This window comes from Mucilaginibacter sp. PAMC 26640, assembly GCA_001596135.1.
In the GTDB taxonomy this organism is placed as follows: domain Bacteria; phylum Bacteroidota; class Bacteroidia; order Sphingobacteriales; family Sphingobacteriaceae; genus Mucilaginibacter.
In genome coordinates this window covers 4,026,302-4,047,642 of the sequence record CP014773.1, presented here as the reverse complement: position 1 = coordinate 4,047,642, position 21,341 = coordinate 4,026,302, and the positions used below count along the sequence as shown (strand labels likewise).

Annotated in this window: 21 protein-coding genes and 1 pseudogene; 16 read left to right on the top strand and 6 right to left on the bottom strand. The window is 41.6% G+C overall.

The window, feature by feature from the left end; genetic code table 11:
* Window positions 1-12: 12 nt before the first annotated feature.
* The 7 genes from A0256_17565 (at window position 13) to A0256_17535 (ending at window position 5,308) form a co-directional block, all read left to right on the top strand.
* Window positions 13-678, top strand: coding sequence for a hypothetical protein (locus A0256_17565; GenBank protein ID AMR33093.1), 666 nt, complete (start codon window positions 13-15; stop codon window positions 676-678).
* A gap of 20 nt (window positions 679-698) precedes the next feature.
* Window positions 699-1,070 (top strand): hypothetical protein, encoded by a 372-nt coding sequence (locus tag A0256_17560; protein AMR33092.1) that lies wholly within the window; start codon window positions 699-701, stop codon window positions 1,068-1,070.
* 35 nt (window positions 1,071-1,105) lie between these two features.
* Window positions 1,106-2,182, top strand: coding sequence for a hypothetical protein (locus tag A0256_17555; GenBank protein ID AMR33091.1), 1,077 nt, complete (start codon window positions 1,106-1,108; stop codon window positions 2,180-2,182).
* Window positions 2,160-2,927 carry a DNA-binding response regulator gene (locus tag A0256_17550; protein ID AMR33090.1) on the top strand — a complete coding sequence of 256 codons (768 nt, stop codon included), beginning with the start codon at window positions 2,160-2,162 and terminating at the stop codon, window positions 2,925-2,927. Before A0256_17555 ends, A0256_17550 begins: the two co-directional genes overlap by 23 nt.
* A gap of 473 nt (window positions 2,928-3,400) precedes the next feature.
* On the top strand, window positions 3,401-3,637 hold the full coding sequence (locus A0256_17545) for a hypothetical protein (protein AMR33089.1): 237 nt from the start codon (window positions 3,401-3,403) through the stop codon (window positions 3,635-3,637).
* A gap of 328 nt (window positions 3,638-3,965) precedes the next feature.
* Window positions 3,966-4,532: a hypothetical protein gene (locus A0256_17540; protein AMR33088.1), complete on the top strand. Its 567-nt coding sequence runs from the start codon at window positions 3,966-3,968 to the stop codon at window positions 4,530-4,532.
* Between the two features lie 110 nt (window positions 4,533-4,642).
* The gene (locus tag A0256_17535) at window positions 4,643-5,308 is read left to right on the top strand and encodes a hypothetical protein (GenBank protein AMR33087.1); all 666 of its coding nucleotides are present in this window, start codon (window positions 4,643-4,645) and stop codon (window positions 5,306-5,308) included.
* Between the two features lie 3 nt (window positions 5,309-5,311).
* Here the strand turns inward: A0256_17535 and A0256_17530 are convergent, their stop codons facing one another.
* Both A0256_17530 and A0256_17525 read right to left on the bottom strand, forming a co-directional pair.
* The gene (locus A0256_17530; protein ID AMR33086.1) at window positions 5,312-6,613 is read right to left on the bottom strand and encodes a helicase; all 1,302 of its coding nucleotides are present in this window, start codon (window positions 6,611-6,613) and stop codon (window positions 5,312-5,314) included.
* 114 nt (window positions 6,614-6,727) lie between these two features.
* On the bottom strand, window positions 6,728-8,062 hold the full coding sequence (locus tag A0256_17525) for a hypothetical protein (GenBank protein ID AMR34606.1): 1,335 nt from the start codon (window positions 8,060-8,062) through the stop codon (window positions 6,728-6,730).
* A gap of 198 nt (window positions 8,063-8,260) precedes the next feature.
* Here A0256_17525 and A0256_17520 point away from each other — a divergent pair, with 198 nt between their 5' ends.
* From A0256_17520 to A0256_17510, 3 genes are all read left to right on the top strand, one after another.
* A complete protein-coding gene (locus A0256_17520; GenBank protein AMR33085.1) occupies window positions 8,261-9,613 on the top strand; it encodes a magnesium transporter in 1,353 nt (450 codons plus the stop codon).
* Window positions 9,614-9,743: 130 nt separating this feature from the next.
* Window positions 9,744-10,760, top strand: a complete 1,017-nt coding sequence (locus tag A0256_17515; GenBank protein ID AMR33084.1) for a biotin synthase BioB — start codon at window positions 9,744-9,746, stop codon at window positions 10,758-10,760.
* Between the two features lie 257 nt (window positions 10,761-11,017).
* Window positions 11,018-11,332 (top strand): hypothetical protein, encoded by a 315-nt coding sequence (locus A0256_17510; GenBank protein AMR33083.1) that lies wholly within the window; start codon window positions 11,018-11,020, stop codon window positions 11,330-11,332.
* A 28-nt stretch (window positions 11,333-11,360) separates the two neighbouring features.
* Here A0256_17510 and A0256_17505 read toward each other — a convergent pair whose 3' ends face one another.
* Window positions 11,361-12,560, bottom strand: coding sequence for an MFS transporter (locus tag A0256_17505; protein AMR33082.1), 1,200 nt, complete (start codon window positions 12,558-12,560; stop codon window positions 11,361-11,363).
* Window positions 12,561-12,726: 166 nt separating this feature from the next.
* Between A0256_17505 and A0256_17500 the strand changes: the two genes are divergently transcribed.
* A complete protein-coding gene (locus tag A0256_17500; protein ID AMR33081.1) occupies window positions 12,727-13,386 on the top strand; it encodes a hypothetical protein in 660 nt (219 codons plus the stop codon).
* A gap of 41 nt (window positions 13,387-13,427) precedes the next feature.
* Window positions 13,428-13,970: a hypothetical protein gene (locus tag A0256_17495; GenBank protein ID AMR33080.1), complete on the top strand. Its 543-nt coding sequence runs from the start codon at window positions 13,428-13,430 to the stop codon at window positions 13,968-13,970.
* Between the two features lie 74 nt (window positions 13,971-14,044).
* On the opposite strand, the gene A0256_17490 is transcribed toward A0256_17495, so the two are convergent.
* Window positions 14,045-14,368, bottom strand: coding sequence for a hypothetical protein (locus A0256_17490; protein ID AMR33079.1), 324 nt, complete (start codon window positions 14,366-14,368; stop codon window positions 14,045-14,047).
* 345 nt (window positions 14,369-14,713) lie between these two features.
* Here A0256_17490 and A0256_17485 point away from each other — a divergent pair, with 345 nt between their 5' ends.
* Window positions 14,714-14,908: a cold-shock protein gene (locus tag A0256_17485; protein AMR33078.1), complete on the top strand. Its 195-nt coding sequence runs from the start codon at window positions 14,714-14,716 to the stop codon at window positions 14,906-14,908.
* 61 nt (window positions 14,909-14,969) lie between these two features.
* Here the strand turns inward: A0256_17485 and A0256_17480 are convergent, their stop codons facing one another.
* Window positions 14,970-15,290 carry a hypothetical protein gene (locus A0256_17480; protein ID AMR33077.1) on the bottom strand — a complete coding sequence of 107 codons (321 nt, stop codon included), beginning with the start codon at window positions 15,288-15,290 and terminating at the stop codon, window positions 14,970-14,972.
* 229 nt (window positions 15,291-15,519) lie between these two features.
* On the opposite strand from A0256_17480, the gene A0256_17475 reads away from it, so the two are divergent.
* The gene (locus A0256_17475) at window positions 15,520-15,732 is read left to right on the top strand and encodes a hypothetical protein (GenBank protein AMR33076.1); all 213 of its coding nucleotides are present in this window, start codon (window positions 15,520-15,522) and stop codon (window positions 15,730-15,732) included.
* An 8-nt stretch (window positions 15,733-15,740) separates the two neighbouring features.
* Here the strand turns inward: A0256_17475 and A0256_17470 are convergent, their stop codons facing one another.
* A complete protein-coding gene (locus A0256_17470) occupies window positions 15,741-17,576 on the bottom strand; it encodes an ABC transporter ATP-binding protein (GenBank protein ID AMR34605.1) in 1,836 nt (611 codons plus the stop codon).
* 834 nt (window positions 17,577-18,410) lie between these two features.
* Here A0256_17470 and A0256_17465 point away from each other — a divergent pair.
* Together A0256_17465 and A0256_17460 are read left to right on the top strand one after the other, a co-directional pair.
* Complete coding sequence (locus A0256_17465) at window positions 18,411-20,012, top strand: ammonium transporter (protein AMR33075.1); 1,602 nt, start codon at window positions 18,411-18,413, stop codon at window positions 20,010-20,012.
* A gap of 142 nt (window positions 20,013-20,154) precedes the next feature.
* A pseudogene (locus tag A0256_17460) lies at window positions 20,155-21,272 on the top strand (acyltransferase).
* Window positions 21,273-21,341 lie beyond the last annotated feature (69 nt).

The window sequence follows — 21,341 nt, the reverse complement described above, 5'->3', positions numbered from 1 at the left end:
ACTGTCGCACCGATGATAATTGAGTCGGCTAGGTTTAACCATAAACGCTTCATGAAAACTAAATTTTTTATTTTACTGATTTGTTTTGTCGCATTCTTTTCTATCGCCCGTGCACAAAACAAGGCTGAAACAACAGCCCGGAAATTATACCTGGATTTTGGCGGCTCCGTAGGTTTGTTCATTCCATATGATCAGGCTAAAGGTACAAAGACCCTTGTAGGGTCTAATGCGATGACATCGTTGCAACTCAATTATCAGCAGGATTATTTTGCGAAATTACAATTCGGCCAGTCTACTGTAGATTTCAAGTCACAAAGCAATTTCGAAAACGTTTATTCTTCAATCGATGCCAAGGCCAACAGTACCAACCTCGGTTTAGGCTTAGGTTACCAGCATAGTTTTGGAAGATGGCAGCCCTATATTTTGGGTGGAGCCGGTACATCTTTTATAGATGTCCCCACTACATCATTCGTCAAAGTATCCAAAACGGTCAGTTATACCACGTCTTCGGGGACTTATCTCTATGTAAATGCAGGCGGTGGTGTCAATTTCAAAGTATCCAATGCATTTATTTTTTATTTCGAAAGCCAGGCATCCACAATACCCAATCTGCCCAATAAATCAAATACCCATCTGAGCGGTATTAGTGCGATGGTGGGCATTAAAGCTCCTCTATAATAAGTATTAATTTTATAACCATGTGTAAACAAGTTGTTTTGACGTTATTCGTTGTTTTTTTAAGTTGCATTTGCTCAGCTCAACAGGCAGCAATAACAGGGAGATGGGAAACCCCCGATAAAGATATTATTGAATTCTATCCTGACGGAGCTTTTTTCAGCGCCAAACAAATCAGTACATCAAGCGAAAAAGACAAGATCAACAACAATAAGATAATCGCCAGAGAACTTAGACTGACAATTAATAAGGTTTTTGATGGGATTGTGATCGATCCGAAAGATAACAAGACCTATCACGGGCAGTTCACGGTTAATGAGAATGGAACAGAGCTGAATCTTAAAGTCAAATGGGGCTTTTTAAGCTTTAAAGAGACATGGAAACGGATAAATTGAGTACGTATCATTGTACTTTATCCCTATTTTAGCACATGCATAAACACAGCTATCGATTATTCCGCATCTACGGTTATCCTGGCTTCGGATTGATACTGTACCTGATCCTCGTAATGATCAATCCTTTTGAGCGGACCTTTAACAGCTGGCATTATTATGCATTTGGTGACTTTCTACTCGAATTCTCATTCAGCGCGGCATATGCTGCCGTTTTATTTGAGACAGGCATACAGCTTACTACATTATTAAACAGATACATTCCTTGGGAAAGCCGGCCGAAAATCAGGTTCGCTACACAGCTTTCGGTACATATCTTGATTATCTACATCATTCTTAATTTGTTCTTCAGCATTAGATTCCCCGCTCATTTTGATTATGATGCCTTGATGCAGAGACAGACCACTATCATCGGCATCATCTTCTCCCTGTTAATTACCGCGGTTTTCGCTGCAGAATATTTCTTCTACCGTTGGAATGATTCCAGGCTGAGATCGATGGAAATGGAAAACTTGAGCACCCAAGCACAACTGGAGGCTTTAAAATTGCAGCTTGATCCACATTTTTTGTTCAACAACCTCAGTATTGTAACCGCACTGATCGAAGATCAGCCGGCTGTTGCCGTATCGTATATCGCTAAGTTATCCTCAATTTATAGGTACATGCTCATGAACAGGATACAAGATGTGATCCCCGTGACTGAAGAATTGGAGTTTATCAAAGCCTATTTGTTCTTGTACGAGATACGGTACGGCAGCGGTATCAGCGTCCGTATTGATCCTATAGAAAATGCTAAACGGTTTGGCCTACCGCCACTGACCTTGCAATTGCTGATCGAGAACGCAATTAAGCATAATGTTTTTAGCACCGATGCGCCCCTTCGCATTCATATCCGTGCTGATGACAGCAACATTTTAATAGTGGAAAATAATAAGACTCCTAAAAAATCACCGGAACAAGGTACTCAAATCGGCCTGAAAAATATTAGTGAACGATACCGTCTTTTAAACAAGCAATTACCAATAGTGAATAATGATGATTTCTTTTTTCGGGTGACGATACCTTTGATCGAATTGACTAAAAAAAAATACGATGTTAACGGTTTTAATTATTGAAGATGAGCTTCCAAATATCCAAAGGCTAGAAAAAATGCTTCACGCCCTTGATAGAAATATTAGCATAGCCGCGAAGTTGCAAACGGTTGCTGCCAGTGTGGAATGGTTGAGAAGTAACCAACAGCCAGATATTATATTTATGGATATAAGACTAACCGATGGCCTGAGTTTTGAGATCTTTACCCATGTTGATGTAACTGCTCCGGTCATTTTTATTACGGCTTATGATGAATACGCCTTAAAAGCATTCGAGGTTAATGGAATTGCTTACCTGCTCAAACCATTAGAAGCTGAAAAACTCCAAGCTTGTTTGACGAAGACCAAATCTCTTGCCGGCTTAGGCCATGATGAGACTATCTTAAAAATGGTTAAAAACATGCATGCCAGGCAGCCTATCTACCGTACGCGCTTCTTGATTGCCTACCGTGATAAATTTATATTGGTGATGGCCGATGAGATAGCCTATTTTACTTCTGAAAATAAAACCACCTTTTTGGTTAGGCACAATGCCCAGCGGTTTATGATCGATCAGACGTTGGAGATATTGGAGAAGGAGATGAATCCGGATGGTTTTTTTCGAATCAGCCGGCAATACATCGTCTCTATAAAGGCAATTCTCAATATTCACCAATCCTTCAACGGGCAATTAAAAATTGATCTCGCACCATCGTTAAATGAAGGTGTATTAATCAGCAGAGAAAAATCTAACCAGTTAAAAAACTGGCTCAACCAATCTGGTCTTTAAAAATATTGCCCGGTTGTGAAATTGAAAATACGACAAAGGACTATTCTAAATATTGACTGACAATTAATATATAAATCTGCATTTTCTTGAAAAACGCAACAGAGGATGCTACAGCTATATAAATTATAGTCTCACAATAAATTTGTTAGAAATACGAAATTATTTAACGACAGACCTTTTGTTATAAGGCCAGTAAAAATTCTTGTGAATTTGCTGTATATAGTTGATATTTAGTACCATATGAATTCTAATCCAAATTTAATGTTATTCTAATGGGGTTCTAATACGCTGATTATAATTTTGAGTTCAATAGTTGTCCGGACTAAGTGATAAGAGAATTGCTTTGCTCGCGCTTTCTTTTAAATTTTAGTGTTTGATGTTGTTTATGCATAATATATGTACCTCAGTTGACGACTAGCATTCTAATTATATCAGTATTTGTAATACCGACTTAAACTTAACAATCCCCCCAAATGACAACTTTACTTAGATTTGAGTTTGATACCAAGTTCTTTTACACCGATTATAGCGGCCCAAGAAATATTATTATAGAAAATCCGCCGCACGTTCCACAGACTGGTGATCCGATCTCTTTTGTTATAGAACAATTTTTTGATGATGATCAAGTTATTGCCGCCTACACAAAGCTCACTCAAAACTATTTATTTCAGGCAGAACGTGTAGAAACTAAGTTTAGCAAAGCAAATTGAAATAGTAATTATAGTTTTTGCTGAACCGACGACTTAATTTAATACTTAACAGGCGCTTGAATAATGATCGTCACTTCTTCATTATATCAACTAATTCCACAACCTTATATGCGCCTTCGTCATCTATAAACTTTTTTATCTAACTAATGTGACCACTACCAAGTAAGATCATTATCCGTTCAACTTACGGGCTAACGTTTTGCATTGCATCGGTCCAATTACATGTGATTATTTATAGCAACGCAAGATAATAATTGCATTTATTAAGAGCTGAAATTATTGTAGATAGGTTTTTTTGCTGAAATTAGCGGAAACTTCCATCCAATAAATGACCGCCGAACTAAAGAACTACATCAGCAGCTATGCAACTTTTAGCGATGCCGACCTTGAAGATATTGTTGGGCGGTTTAAAGAAAAAACAATAGCTAAGAATGATTTCTTGTTGAGGGAAGGTACCGTTTGCCAGGATCTTGTGTTTGTGCAGGAGGGATGTTTGCGCCTGTATTACCTTAACGAGGACGTAGAAATTTCCGTTTGGTTTGCATTTCCAAACTCCTCAGCCATAGATATTTATAGTTTTATTAGCGATAAGCCTTCAAACTATTACCTGCAGGCTATTGAGGACAGTAAGATCTTCTATCTGCCGAAAACTGAATTGACCGAACTGTACCGGCTATTCCCAACTATGCAGGAAATGATGCGGAATTTCTGGGAAGATGCAGTGCTAAATTTGATTGACCGTTTCACCGCACTGCAGCGTGATTCCGCAGAGAAAAGGTATCTCGACCTGATGGCTAAGCCGCCATATCTTCAAAAAATTCCGCAGAAATATCTGGCTTCTTTTATAGGGGTTACACCAACATCTCTTAGCCGCATCCGCAAAGGAATCAGGTAAAGCCATTGTTGAGATTGTTCACCAACATCAATTAATTTGTGATATTATAATTGCATTAAATTTGCTATTTAAATTAGCATTCCGTAGGTTTATACAAAAAACCTACCCTTATGAATATCGATCAATATCCATTACCGGATAACCAGTTTCACAAACAGGAATTCGCTAAAAAACAAATTGTAATTCACCACACTGCCAGTGGCCCGTCAGCCAGGGCAAATATTGATTATTGGAAAAGCGATCCGGTTGCCGTTGCCACGGCCTTTGTAATTGGTAAGGATGGCATTATTGTACAAGCATTTTCTTCGAAGTATTATGCAGCTCACTTAGGTGTACCGGCTGCTCTTTTGCATGCCCTGGGCTTTGCTGATTACGGCACCCGTTGTGATAAACTGCATAAAGAAAGTGTGGGAATTGAACTAACCTGTTGGGGTGGTTTAACGAAAAAGAATAACAAATGGCTTAATTACGCAGGCGGCATTGTGCCGGAAAGTGATGTGCAGGTTTACAGTCCAAAATTCCGTGGTTACGCCGGATTCGAAAAATATTCGGCGTTACAGATCAAGTCGTTAAAGGAACTATTGAACTTCCTGTGCGATACCTACCATTTACCCAAAACATACCATCCGGAGATGTGGGATGTAAGCAAAAAAGCAATAGGCAGCGAACCGGGCATATGGACCCACACTTCTTATCGGATCGCCAGTGACAAACAGGATTGCCACCCACAGCCGGAATTGATCGCTATGCTGAAATCTTTGAGCACAGTTGTTTAAATTTTATTTCGAGATCTCTATTTTTACTTTTTTGCCTTTGATCTTCTCCGTTTTTACAAGCGCAGCCACCCGCTCGGCTTGTGAGCGTTTTACTGCGGCATAAGATGAAAAATCAAGAACCTCTATTAAACCCAGATCATCCTTATTAAGGTTGCCTTTCTTTAAAAGTAGGCCAACAATATCCACTTTGTTTACTTTGTCTTTTTTACCGGCGGCAAGGTACAGCGTCGTCCACTCCGACGGGGGAGGGATAACAATGTCACCGGTCAGGTCTTCCGTTTCCGGTAATTCTTTTAAATAAGCTGGTTTATCACCTGGGGAAAGAAGAAGGTAGGAGGTACCGGTAGCATGCATTCTGGCTGTGCGTCCGTTACGGTGAACAAAAGCCTCTTCAGTGTGCGGTAGTTGGTAGTGGATCACGTGTTCTATTTCCGGGATATCCAAACCCCGCGATGCAAGATCGGTGGTGATGAGGATGCGATGGCTGCCATTACGGAATTTGATGAGCGCGCGTTCGCGGTCTTCCTGTTCCATGCCACCGTGAAAGATGTCGTTAGGCAGCCCGTTATCCCAAAGCACATCGCTGATGCGTTCTACCGCTTCACGGTGATTGCAAAAAACAAGGGTGGCCTTATCACCTATCTTGCAGATCAATGCAAAAAGTGCCTCCAGCCGGTCTGCTGGTTCCGCTATAACTACTTTCTGTTTCAAGTTGGCAACCGTTTCTGTTTGACCCAGAAAATCCAACACGATTGGCTTCTGTATCCCGGTAAAGCGTGGAATTTCATCCATTCTTGTTGCGGAGGTAAGCATGCGTTTCTTCACATTGGGCAGCTCGCTGATGATGAAACTCATATCCTCCTGAAAACCAAACTCCAGGGCTTTATCAAATTCGTCAAGGATCAGGGTGTTAATTGTATCAGTGCTGAAACTTTTGCGACGGAGGTGGTGCGCTATCCGGCCAGGTGTACCAACCAGTAGGGCAGGTGGCTGCGATAAATTTTTCATTTCCGTTTTAACAGGGTGCCCACCGTAACAGCAGTTTACTTTAAAGCCACTGCCAATAGTTCGAAATACCTGTTCTATTTGTAAAGCCAACTCGCGCGAGGGAACTAAAATAAGTGCTTGCACCGTGTTGACGTCTTTTTGCAGCAAGGCAAGTATAGGCAGTAAAAACCCAAGTGTTTTGCCGGATCCTGTTGGCGAAAGTAAAATCACATCGCCTTTTTTTGCAGCGCTAATGGCAGCTTCCTGCATTGGGTTAAGGGCATTTATCTTGAGGTTTTTGAGCGCTTGCTGTATCATTTGCTGTCGGATTACGATCCTGCGAAGATAAGTTAAAAGTTTGGGCCATGGCTCGCATGCCAGATTCTCCAGCTACAACAAAAAAATAGAGATTGAAATAAAATATCGAGCTTGTTAAAATGCCTCATTCAAACCCAAAAAGAATCCACGCTGGCCGTTTTTGCCCCATGCATAATCAAGACAAAGATTGGTGCGCGTTGCTTTGTTGAACAATACTCTTAAACCAGCTCCACCACCGGGTTGCCAAACTTCAAAAATTTTGGTGCCGGCCTCATCATTGGTGGTCTGCACGTTTAAAAATGCTACACCACTTAAAAATTTGTTACGGGTGATCGGAAAGCGGTACTCAGCCTCCGAATAATTATATTGAGTGCCCTTAAAGTATTGACTCACATAGCCACGCCCGCTGCGAAACGATCCGTCTTTACCGGTTCCAGCCAACTCGAGGTAGGGGATATTACCCGAAATAAGATACGATCCCCAATTCCAGAAAGCAATGACATGCTCCGGTTCACTTGTAGAAAGGCTGAAATATTTCCTAAAGTCGGTTGTAAACTGCACTGCACTTTTCGAACTACCCAACCAGGTTTGATTTACTCTGAATCCTGCATCTAGATACAGGCCTTTGTAAGCTCTGTTCTGGTTATCCCGCGTTGTATATTGTACGTTAAATAACAAGCCATTTGCGCTATAACCATTATTATCAAATCCGTGCCGATCATTGTAGATGCTATAAGGAGTTAGTCCGGTTGACTTTTTATCTTCAATATTCCGCCTTATGTCAAACGAAGCGCCCGCCCCAACAAAAAGATTTTTCTGAATCTCCTTGTAAACTTTCTCTCTGACATTGAAATACAGGGAGTTCAATGCCCTGCCTTTCCGATCCGCATTAGCCAGCACCTGGTCGGCTTCGGTGCCGTTATTTCGTTCCCCAATGCCAAGGCCGTAATCAGGCGACACCGTTTTGGCTGCAACAATATTTCCCTGGAAATTATAGGCGTTACCCGGCGTATATATGTTATGATTGACGTAAAAATAAATAATGCCCTTCGTAGTAATCGACGCTGATGTAGCAGCCACCGACAATAATGTATTAGGATCGGTTCCCAATTTTCTACCAGCTACCGCTTTGATACCTATTTGCGAACCTATGGTTGGATTGGATGCTATATTTGGTATAATGGTTATACCCGAAGGCTTTTTAAAAACTGTATCAGGTTTTTTGTGTGGATTAAAAATATCTTTAATCAAATCACCGATATCATATTGTTTAGCCAGCATGGCTGCCTGCTGCTTTTGATAGCGTAGTGCGTTTGCCCGGGCAGAATCAACTTTTAAAGTATCGGTTGGTACCTGTACTTGTCCGTAACTACTACCTGGTAAAGAAGCAAGTAACGCCACAATTAAAAAGTTAACAAATAAAATGGTAGATATTTTTTTTTGATGCATCGAATAGATCATTTAAATAAAATACGACGTTGGCGTAAATTACTTTCGAAAACAACTTGGAAAAATTAAAAAAGTTTGCTTCACAGTCAACAAGTTACCGATTCGTGACACAGCTACGCAGAATTCTAGCTGATAATTCTTTAGTGAATGACTATCCAATCCCCCTTAACTCGTTAAATTTCGTTAATTTGCCAGCATATGCAGTCTTTTGAAATAGATAAATCGGACCTGTTACGCATTAAAACCGCGCTGGAAGGGAATGATGCTGATTTAGAGCTTGTTCTGAAAGAGTATCATGCATCTGAGATAGCGATCTTATTTGAGAAGTTGCCTCAAGAAGCTAAAGCACGAATTATCAATGTGCTGCCAGCGGATTTGGCCTCAGAAGTTCTGTCGGAAATGACAGAAGAATCGCACCCGGAAGAGTTGTTGCTGAATTTGCATCCCGGCAAACGATCGGATATTATCGAGGAGCTGGATTATGATGATGCCACCGATATCATTTCGCAGCTTGAGGAGCATGAGCAGCACGAGATTTTACAGGACATCGACCAGGAAGATGCTACGAACATCCGTGCGCTTTTAAAGTATGACGAAGATACCGCGGGTGGTTTAATGAACTCGGAGATCATCAAGGTGAACATCAGCCTTGATAAAAAAGATGCGCTGGACGAGATCATCCGCCAATCTGAAGAGATGGAGGAGTTTTATACCATCTATGTGGTAGATGACGCCGATATTTTACAGGGAATTCTTTCCATTAAATCAATCATTAAAGCACCCTCTTATGCCCGTGTACGTGACTTAGTAATAAAAGATTTTGTTTACGTAAAAGCCGAGCTTGATCAGGAAGATGTTGCCGGGTTGATATCCCAATATAATCTTACTACCATTCCCGTGGTAGATGATAATATGAGGTTACTCGGCCGTGTAACGGTAGATGATATCATCGACGTGATGGAGCAGGAAAACACCGAAGACATCTTAAAGATCTCCGGGGTTTCAGAGGATGAAGAACTAAGCGGTAATTGGAAAGATGCGGTAAAGAGTCGCCTGCCATGGCTCATCATAAACCTGGGTACTGCTTTTTTAGCAGCTGCGGTTATCAGGCAATTTACTTATGTTGAAGAAGAGTTGCCTATTATTGTGGCTTACGTTACCATAATTGGAGGCATGGGTGGTAATGCTGCGACACAAGCATTAGCTGTAACGGTCAGGCGTATCTCACTTACAGATTTGTCTGATGCGCAGGCTTACAAAACGGTTGTAAAAGAGTTTTTAGTAGGGATGATCAATGGCGCTTTCAACGGAGTTATTGTGTTGTTGTTCGCAGTGTTTTATGATAAGAACCCGATGTTGGGCGTAGTATTGTTTTTGGCCATGACTGGAAATCTGATTGTAGCCGGGTTAACGGGAGCAGGCATTCCACTAATTTTAAAAAGAGTTGGGATAGATCCGGCTGTGGCTTCATCTATCATTATTACAACCTTTACCGATTGCATCGGTTTTTTACTGCCGCTATGGCTGGCCAGCAAATTCTTATTGAATTGAGACAAATACGGCACAACTTTTAAATTAAACTAAATTTTAAATCTTTGCACCTTAGCATCTTTGCTTTAAATAAAATTTAACTCATTATATTAGTAAATAAACTTTTAATATTTGCGTAAACTTTATACCCATGACCGAAGTAAGAAATAACTGGACTCAGGAAGAAATAGCCGAAATATATCATTCACCATTACTAGATCTTGTTTATAGGGCAGCAAGTATCCACCGGGAAAACAAGGACTATTCCGAAGTGCAGATCAGTTCTTTAATATCTATTAAAACTGGTGGCTGCCCCGAGGATTGCGCGTATTGCCCGCAGGCCGCGCGCTACAACACCGGAGTTGACGTGCATGCTATTATGCCAAAAGAAGAAGTAATAGCCGTTGCCCAAAAAGCAAAGAATGGCGGTGCGAGCAGGCTTTGTATGGGTGCCGCATGGCGAGAGGTACGTGATAACCGTGATTTTGACAAGGTGATTGATATGGTGAAAGCCGTAAACGCTATGGATATGGAGGTTTGCTGCACGCTGGGTATGCTTACCGAATCACAGGCGCAGCGACTTGCAGATGCCGGTTTATATGCCTACAACCACAATTTAGATACATCTGAAGAAGATTATAAGCGCATTATTACTACCCGTACTTATGATGATCGCTTACAAACGCTGGATCATGTGCGCAAAGCCAAAATTTCCGTTTGCAGCGGTGGCATAATTGGCTTGGGTGAAACCGTTGCCGACAGGATTTCAATGTTGAAAACACTTTCAAATTTACCTAAGCATCCGGAATCAGTACCGATTAATGCGCTGGTACCTGTAAAAGGCACTCCGTTGGCTGATCAGCCGCGGGTTTCTGTTTGGGAAATGGTAAGAATGATTGCTACCGCACGTATCGTGATGCCTAAAACCGTAGTAAGACTTTCAGCGGGCCGTACGGAGATGAGCACGCTGGAGCAGGCATTTTGCTTTATGGCTGGTGCTAACTCTATTTTTGCGGGGGAGAAGCTATTGACAACTCCTAATCCTTCTTTCGATGATGATATGGCGATGTTCGAGCTTTTAGGTCTAAAACCACGTAAAGCATTTAAAAATGGCCGCCCTAATGTTCCTCAGGAGCTAAAAGAGATGAGCATCAATGAGGTAATTTAGACGCCCTTAATTGAATATCAATTTATAAGATACGAAACTGAAAACCGGCGAATTTTTGCCGGTTTTTTAATTAAGGGTGAAAGTTTGTTATTGGTATCAATTCCGAACTCGGCAAATGAGTTCAGCAAACAGGTTTAGCCCCGTGGCCTGAAATTATATTGATAGGTCATCTACCCCTTATCAACAAAAAGTAATAGCCTAAAATACGCTTAAAACAAAAATGGCATAGTATCGCTTTATTCACAAAAAACACTATTATGGCATTTGACCAATATCACGAACCGGCTCATGAATTGAGCGATGAAACCAGGACCTTTGCACGTATGATCGTATCATTGGGTGAAGAAGCTGAAGCGATCAACTGGTATGAACAGCGAATTTCAGTGGAGAACAATCAACAAGCTAAAGCAATTATGCAAAATGCGCAGCACGAAGAGTTTAAACACTTCGGCATGGATCTTGAATTTCTGCTGAGGCAGAAACCGGTTTGGCGTAAAACCCTCCAAGCTATTCTTTTTAAAGAAGGCGATATAGTGCAACTTGGAGAAAAAGGCGAGGAAGCATCGGAATAATTTATACGCGAGGCCGCAGTGTAAATAATCATATTACAGGCTCCGGTTCAACAGCCTCAGTTTTTCTAACAGGTTCTTTGCGCAAAAACATGTATGCAAGAGCCACAGCGCTAACTGCCGCGGTGCCATATATAATATATGGCACCTTGCCAATAACATCCTGGTAAAACCAGCCTGCTACTAAGGCGCCGAGCCCAATGCCAGCCTCCAGCGATATATACATAGTGGCAACAGCCTTTCCACGATGGCTTGGCTGGCTCATATCAATTGTCCAGGCATTAAGGGCAGGGGACAGAATGCCCTGCGCCACGCCATAAATAACGGAGCCAAATAGCAGACCGGTAACCGTACTTGCAAAAGCTACAGTTAACAACGCTGCGCCGAGTATGACCAAGCCTGTCTTTATAATTACCAGTCGTCCATATTGGTCTGATATTTTGCCCGCAACAAATCGAATCACCAGCGATGCAATAGTAAAAACCATAAAGAACAATCCTTTGTTACCGATCCCTAAATGGTGACTCCAATCCGGAATCAGTGTCAAAATCGCTCCATAAGAAACATAAGATAATAAGGTAACGATAGCCGCAGGCAGTACCTCTATGGCAATGATGTCTTTTCGGGAGATCTTGAACATATCGAGATTAAGCTTTTCCCTAACTTTCAAAGTTTCCTTCATGTTCATGAGTAGGACGATTGACATCAGCGCAAAAAATGATGAAGTGTAAAAAAGTGTGTTTAGCGAATGCGACATGCGGATAGAACTGCCTATGGCCGGCCCAACCGCCATGCCGGTAATAAAGCAAAGCCCATGCATGCCCAAGGCTTCTCCCCATCGTTCACGGGGTACCAAATCTGCTACGTAAGCAGCGGTGGCCGTAGGCTTAAATCCCGTTGAAAAGCCATGTAGCAATCTCAAGAATAAGAAGCCTGCTACCGTACCCAAAACCGGGTATAAAAAACCACAAATAAAGCACACGATGGACCCTACTGCCATAACGGGCACACGGCCTAACCTGTCAGTAAGCCTGCCACTGAAAGGACGCGAAATACCCGCTGTAAGTGTAAATAAGGCAACTATTAAACCTTTATGTTCGCCGCCCCCCATACTGCTTAAGTACGCCGGCAACTCTGGTATGAGCATATTATAACTTGCGGAAAATAACAATGAACTAAGGCAAACCAAGCCAAATTGGAAAGTGTATATAGATTGTACGGGACGGGTCATAAGCAACTGAAAACGGCCGCAATTTAAAACTTACATTTTAGATTGTTAACAGCTATTATCTAATGCCAATTGCAAACGGATCAACATCATTTCGGAATTTTTTAAAACCAAATTACGGCAAGATGCTTTGATAGGTAAGTAATTAACCAACACAATAATTTTTCATATGGCGCAATTGGATGTTCAACCCAAACACAAAGGACCTTTTTGGATCTGGATCGTTGTGGGTTTAGTAGTAATAGGTATCATATTTATGCTGTTTCGGGGATGCAATAAGAGTTACCGGCCAACTGCTCTAAAAACCAATGGTAACGATTCTACCTTAGCAGATACCACCAAAAAAGCCAAAACTACAGTGGACCCCGGACAGCCCGATTGGGACAATGTAGAATTCACCCTGCCAAAATCCACTTTTGACGAAATCAGCGATACATCTGTAGTAATTCGCAGTAATGCTAATTATTCAATTTATGGCCTTGGTGGGAATATTCTTTTCGGAACAGGTGAAAGCACTCTTCAAAACAGTGCAGATGTGCAATTAAAGCTTATCGCTGCATCGCTCAACAAGCGTTTTAAGAATGGGAACATTGGCATTTACGGTCGTACCGATAGTACAGGCACTGTTGCAGTCAATACAGCGCTTGCAGAAAAAAGGGCGGTAGCGGTGAAGGAGTGGCTGGTAGCAAAAGCAGGTTTTGCATCAGCGATGATCACAATTCATGCTTTAGGTGAAGCCAAACCCCTCGCCAATAACGGCACCACAAGCGGAAGGCAACAAAACAGGAGTGTGGAGATTGTGGCATTTCGGGATACACTCAAAAATTAATAAAGCAAACCTAATCCAGGTAAAATTAAACAATATCAATTATGGCTTCGGCAGAAAATGGACAGGAATATAGCAAGCTGGAAGAGCTTAGCGAAAGCGATTTCGAAATTGTTGACCACCAGCCCGATATTCAGGGTTGGGATGTAAGAGATTCCGAGGCTAAGAAAATTGGGGAGGTGGATGAACTACTGTTCAATCCGCAATCGCGCAAGGTGCGATATATCATTATTCATATGGAAAATAATGATATTGGATTAGAAGATGGCCGTATATTGGTGCCCATTGGTGTAGCCGAATTGCATGAGAAAGATGATAATGTAATTATCCCTAATATTACCAAAGCGCAGATTTTGGCCTTGCCGCTTTATGAGCACGGCAGGGAGATTAATTCAGATACGGAGGAGCAGATTCGACATGTTTTCGCCGATCCGGATGCGAACGTTACAGTAGGAAATGATTTTTACGATCATGACCATTTTAGCGCTACGAAGTTCTACGGAAAACGAAGACATTCTGTGGGAGACACGTCTGTAAGCCAAAATAATATGGAAACACCCGAAAATCAGTCAGATAGTTTACTTTAAGAATACGATAACATTTAACAAAAATAGCAGCACGAATGACCGCGCTGCTATTTTAAATGATGGATTGATACTAACTATGAACGAGGCCGTTTTAAATTATAGGCCACCAGGTAGTTTAAATTATCGGTAACTACGGAACGCTTATCGAGAGATTGCTCCTCTTTACTAAACGATTGGTTTAAACGCGATTTTATTTTGTGAAAAACTTCCAATACAGCCTCTGGTAACATTTTAGTGGCTATTGTAGGGTGATAAGCCTTTTGTAATCGCAGTTTTTCTACATCGCCAACTAGGCTGAATTCCCAAACGTCATCAGGTTTAAAGCCATGTTCGCGGGCAGTATTCATCAGGTCGTACAGATACAGGCGGGTTTGATCTTCTATTGTTTTTTCGTTCATGCAATTATTTTTTCTTAGAGGTAAGATCGGCTGATGATGTTGATTTGCCGGATTGGTAAGATGATACTTTTTTATTTACGTTAACCGTTTTCTCTTTCTTAACTTCTTTAACCTGCTTCTTGTCTTTACTCATGATAGTGTATAATTATTAATTAAAGTATAATAAAATACCGCCTCGCTATAAGCGCAGCAGATATTTTTACGATGTGTTGTGGTAATGGTTAAATGTAGTCTTTATTTATTGAAAATGAGCAGGTTTTTAAACTAAAATGAAGTAAAAGTTTAAATTAAAAATTAATGCCGTTTTTAATGACTACCTTGCATGCTTATTAAAACAATAATATAATGTCAAAAGAAGGAACTGTAAAGTTTTTCAACGTTACAAAAGGATTCGGGTTCATTTCACAAACTGATAACAGAAGCGATGTTTTTGTACACTCAACTGGTCTTATCGATACTATTCGTGAAAACGATAGCGTAACTTTCGATGTAGAAGAAGGCAAAAAAGGCCTTACCGCGGTAAATGTAAAAGTAGTTTAACAAAATCACTATAAAATTTAATCGTAAGCATCTGTTGTAAAGCAGATGCTTTTTTTATGCCTCAAATATTATAGCACAACCTTGAATTTAGATGTGTCTGCAGCATAAAGCGGTTGAGTAACGACTTGAACTGTGCCCATAAACCTGTCTTTTTTGCTTTATGGGGCGTTAAGATGGATGACAGATCCTGATCATCTGTACGGAAGCCACTATCGTGCATTTCATCCAAAATGCACTCCCTGATTTCCGGGTCACGGTTTACAATATCATCAAGTTCGGTAAGGTCTTTGAAAGTCGCTTTACCTTCCATTTGTTTTTTAATGAGGACATCAAAGCGCTCCTGTCTGAACGTTTGCCGGATGAGTGGTCTGTTGCTTTTCATTAGTCACTGTGTATGAACTGGTCCCTCAAATCCGGTGCCATGGCTATAATGCATTGGTTAATAGTTGCTTAGATTGATTTAAGTTAAAAAATTCGTTCGTTGTCAATACAGTGAACTGTACGCTAACGGGCAATAGCAAGGCTACAGCGTATGCCAAAACATCAACCAATGCTAAATTATTTAGTATATTTAGCATTTACTTTGTAGGTTTGATAGCTATTACCAGCTTATGGAAAATTTAACAGAACAACAACTATGCAAGCGCTACCTGGAGGAAGCACTGGAAATGCTCGATGATATGCGGTACAACCTTAGCCTGTTTGAGAAACAACGGTATTATAGATTTAGAGCAAAAATAAATGGCGAACTTTGCTTTAAACAAAATAAGTTGCCCGGAAGTTGTGATGATGCGCTCAACAAGCCGTCACCTGATCAATTTTGAATGCCAGCTTATTGATATCCCATTGCCTGCAGTTTAAATAGTTCAGCGTAACGGCCATTAGCTGCCAATAATTCCTGGTGTGTGCCCGTTTCCAGGATTGTACCTTTGTCCAATACCAAAATCCTATCGGCCATACGTGCTGTGGAAAACCGGTGTGATATAAGCACCGCTGATTTTCCCTTAGTTAATTCGGCAAAGCGCTGAAAAACTTCATACTCCGCGCGGGCGTCCAAAGCTGCAGTTGGTTCATCCAGGATCAAAACTTGTGCGTCTTTCATATAGGCCCTGGCCAGCGCTACTTTTTGCCATTCGCCGCCGGATAGTTCAATGCCTTCGTTAAAGCGCCTTCCAAGCCATTGCTGGTAATGTCCCGGTAATTTATCGGCCAATGCATCGGCTAAACTCTCCTGCGCTGCTTTCTCTATAAGTCGGTCATTATTGATCTCCTTTATATTACCCACAGCAATATTTTGCGATAGGGTCATTTGGTAGCGGATATAGTCCTGGAAAATGATACCCATATTTAACCTTAAAGCCTCAATATCATATTCTTTTAAATCAATGCCATCCAAAAGTATACGGCCTTCTGTAGGGTCATAAAGGCGGGCTAATAGTTTCACCAGCGTGGTTTTACCAGCTCCGTTTTCTCCAACCAATGCCAGCTTTTCCGCTGGATGGAGCGTGAAGTTGAGATGCCTGTTGGCCCAGCGGTCTGAATTGTGATATTGAAAGCCTACGTCTTCAAAGGTAAAGCCATGCAAAATAGGATCGGGGAAGGGGCGTGGTTTGGCCGGTATCGTGATTTTGGGTTTGATCTGGAAAAATTCGATGAAATCATTCAGGTAAATGGCGCCCTGAGAAACGGTGGTAAAGCGGCTCAGCATTTCTTCCATTAACGTACTTAGCTGGCGAAAAGAGCCCGCTAAAAATGTAAGGCTTCCAACCGATGTTTTACCGGTAACGGTTTCATAAATAATGTATCCATATGCTGTATAATAACCGATGCTCCCCAATATGGAAAAAAAAGTTCCCCACCCGGATCTGCGTAAGGCCAACTTGCTGTTATCGGTATAAAACTTACGTGATAGTTTACTAAACCGCTCAATAATAAAACCCGATAGATCAAAGATCTTTACTTCTTTGGCGGTTTCATCACTGGCGCCAAGATATCGCAGATAATCCAGTTCACGCCTTTCGGGGGTTTGGCTGCGGGTAAGTGCGTAGTTTTGGCTGTTAAAATATGATTCGCCTAAAAAGGCTGGGATAATTGCTATTACTAATAAAACGATAAGCCAGGGATTGAAAGCAATAAGGCCGGCAAGTAAAAACCCGATTGAGATAAAATCCTGCACCTGGCTCATTACTTGGGATAATAAAATTGACCGGCCTACGGTTTGCTGCCTGGCGCGTTCCAGTTTATCATAAAATACCGAATCTTCAAATTGATCGAGATCCAGCGTACCCGCGTGCTGCATGATACGGATGGACGTATGATTGGAGAATAGGTCACCTAAAAGCCCGTCTACCAGGCTAATCATCCGGTTCAGGCCGTCTGTTATTACTGCAAGCCCAAATTCAATCGCAACCAATTTCCAAAGGTAATGCTGGTCGGCACCCAACGGATGGCCATTGAGCAGCACCACCTGGTCTATAATCAACTTGCCGACATAAAGCAGCGCAACAGGCATAGCCGAGCGAATGATGCGGAGGATGAATGTCAGGGTAGTTTTAGCCGGACTGCTTTCCCAAACCAATTTGAAAAGCTGGGGTAGATTGCTTAACGCAGACAGGCGTTGTTTAAAGGTAATATTTTCTGTGGGTATAGCGTTTCTTGTTCTTGCCATTTTCAAAATTATACCGCGATTTTTTTGCGGATGCATGGTCCAATTTAAGAGTTAGGCGGGAGCGTATAGTGATTGCTTTAGTTTAAAGGTTTCAGCATATTCTTCCTGTCCAAATTTCGCGGCATTTGCCAACTTTTTTAAAAGCGAAAGGACAAATTGCACTTGCCATACAAGTCCGGCAAATTAAGGAAAGAATTTAAGGAATAGGGTTACTGTGGCAATGTTCTGTAAAAAGTCTCTTACAATTGACACATTAATTACCGGTAGCGGGTAGCGATGTGGTAATCCTCTCCTTTAAATAAAGCTGAATGTTCTAAAGGTCTGATATCCCAATTATAAATGTTTTAAGTGGCCTTTAAATTTTTATATAGAAAAAATCAAAGGAACTAGGTGACTGCACGCTAGCCGCAGATTATAGTTACTAATGGCAATTAGATTTACCGAAAAGAAGGATTAAATGAAAGATATTCTTCACTTATTGCAATTCGAGATTTAAAATAATAAATATCGCATTGTATTTTTAATAACCCATTATAATTGATCGAAATCAAATGTTATAATCTACTGATTATAACATTTTCGGAACAAAAAAGAAAAATATATTGAAGTGTAGCTATTTATTTTAATGGTTTATTTGATTTTTAATGATATTTATCATTGTTATATTGATAATCAATTTGCTTTTTTTAAAAATTAGTTATAATTTCATGAAATATTGATAATTAATTCCTTTTATGTAAATTTATTTGTCAGTTAAAGTTTAAATAAACGATTAATCGCCCCCGTTTGCTAAAAAACTTTTTTAACATATCAATCCACTTAATTAAACAACGAATGAAGAGTAATTCTACAAAAATCAGCCTGCTGGACTCCTTCCGGCAGCTATCCCGGGAGAAATGGCAGCTCGGCGCCACTATTTTCGTGGGCAAAATGGTTGGCCTGTTTTTAGTCATAATGGCCATGATGATTGTTCCGAACTTTTTTGGAACGCCTGCCCATGCAGCTGAAGTTTACACGGCTCATGAAACAACCATGATGAACACCATCAATACAGTTTGGACACTAGTAGCGGCTTTTCTTGTATTTGGTATGCAGGCCGGCTTTGTGATGCTCGAGGCCGGTTTCGCCCGCAAAAGGGAGACGGTTAACGTGTTGATGGAATGTATATTCGATACCTGCCTTTGCGGTATCTTGTTTTATGCAATCGGTTATGCATTTATGTTCGGACAGGGCAACGGCTTTATTGGCTGGGGTGGTGCCGACGGTAAAACCTGGTTCTTTTTACAAAATTTGCCCGATACTTATTTGGCTTACGGCGTACCGGTTATTGCACATTGGATCTTCCAGTTTGCATTTGCCGACACCTGTTCAACCATTGTTTCAGGCGCTATGATAGGCCGCACAAGTTTCCGTGGCGATATTCTTTATTCTATCGGTATCACCGGTTTTATTTATCCAATCATTGGCCACTGGGCATGGGGCCCGGACGGTTTTCTTGCTACTATGGGGACTTCCGGCGTGTTTGCAAAAGTATTGGGCCAACCATTCCGCGACTTTGCAGGATCTACTGTAGTGCATACTATAGGTGGTGTTGCATCATTGGCTGGTGCAATAGTTTTGGGACCACGCCTGGGCCGCATATTCGCTCGCGACGATAAAGCTAAAGGCGGATTACCAGCCGGACATAACTTATTGGTTGCTGCAGTGGGTGGGTTTATCCTATGGTTTGGCTGGTATGGTTTTAATCCCGGCAGTACACTAAATGCAATGGATATGCAGGGTATTGGCCGTGTGGCTACCAACACTACTTTGGCAGCTTGCGCCGGCGGGTTTACCGCAATGCTTGCCGCTTTATGGTGGGGCCCAACAAAAGGTAAATTCGATTTAGCCTTTACTGTTAATGGTTTCCTAGCCGGCTTAGTTGCTATAACCTGCCCGTGTTACTGGGTTAGCCCTTTCGGTTCTATTATGCTTGGCGGTGTAGCCGGGTTCATCGTAGTAGGTGGTATTTATCTGGTTGAATGGTTCCGTATAGACGATCCGGTGGGTGCCTTTTCTGTACACGGTTTAAACGGTATCTGGGGTACATTATCACTGGGTTTATTTGCTTCCGGACAATTTGGTGCTACTACACCAACGGGCGCTGATAATACTGCACCGGTTACCGGTTTATTCTACGGCGGCGGCGGTTCTGTTTTAGCATCGCAGGCAATGGGTAGTTTCGTAATTACCGCATCGGTATTTATTGTAACGTTTGCTATGATGTATATCATCAACAAATTACCAAACCCTTGGAGACTTCGTGTTGAAGAGCATGGTGAGCTTGGCTTAGGAGGCCTTGATGTATTTGATCATGGCTTCGAGGTATATCCGTTACAGGATGATGAAGTTAGCTTGAGCGATTTAATGGATAAAGGCGTTAAAGAGCCTGCATAAATTTTTAGTAACAAACCCTTAAGCCCTGTGTGGTTGCTGATTTAGGTTGGCAATTTCATGGGGCTTTGTGTTTATGTGATCATTCATTGTTTATGCGGTTGTAATCTGTTACCTTGTCATCCAACCGATTGTTCAACCCTTTATGACCAAACCTCACTATCCTATATTAGATGGCCTGCGTGGAACTGCTGCTATTTTGGTGGTAATATTTCACCTGCTGGAAGCCTACTTTCCCGAATTGCCTAAACATCCCATGCACCATGGCTACCTGGCAGTTGATTTCTTTTACCTGCTCTCCGGTTTTGTGGTGGGTTATGCTTATGACGACCGATGGGCAAAGGGGATGACGATCAAGCAGTTTATGAAGATCAGACTGGTGAGGCTGCATCCATTGGTTATATTGGGTACGGTAATAGGGGCAATTTGCTTTTGGCTCGATCCGTATAAGGATATGCAGATCATCGATATCGGCAAGTTTGTAGCGGTAATATTGTTTGGCTTTACCTTACTGCCTGCACCTGTAGACGTACGCGGCTGGGGCGAAACCCACCCCTTAGATGGCCCGTGCTGGAGTTTGATGCAGGAATATATCGCCAATATTCTCTATGCGGTAATAGGCCGTAAACTCAATAAAGCTGCCCTGTGGGGCGTAGTGATCATTAGTGCAGTTGTGCTGATTGTGGTTTCGGTAGATCATGGCGATTTGGGCACAGGCTGGGGTTATGGAAAAATAACATCTGCTTTTATTGCTGACTTCTTCTATGGTCCCAACTCAGGCGGTTACCCAATATATGGGTTGCACCAGTGCGGATGATGTTCCCGTTCTTTGCGGGCTTGTTGTTATTCCGTACCGGTAAACTTATTCGGGTGCCGATGGCTTACACGGTTTGTTCCTTATTGCTTATGGCGCTTTTCTTTTTCCCATGGTACAGTTGGAACGGATACTACGATGCGGCTTGTATCATTATCGCTTTCCCAATTATTGTTGCAGCAGGAGCAGGGGGGCAGATCAAAGGTAAATGGGCCAAATTGTGCAAGTTCTCAGGAGAGATCTCGTACCCGATTTATATCACGCATTATCCATTTATATATATCTACACCTTTTGGATAGCCAAAACCAAATCTACAGGCATAACCGTGATCCCGGTTGGAATTGGTTTATTCGTATTCATCATCCTATTAGGCTACACAGCTTTAAAATTATATGATGAACCGGTGAGAGCATGGCTTAAGAAAAGAGTCAAAACTGCAGTTAATTGATTTGCATATCAGCCGTTTAAATGATAGGGGTTAAACCTATTTCCGCAATAAAAGCTCTTATCATTCCCA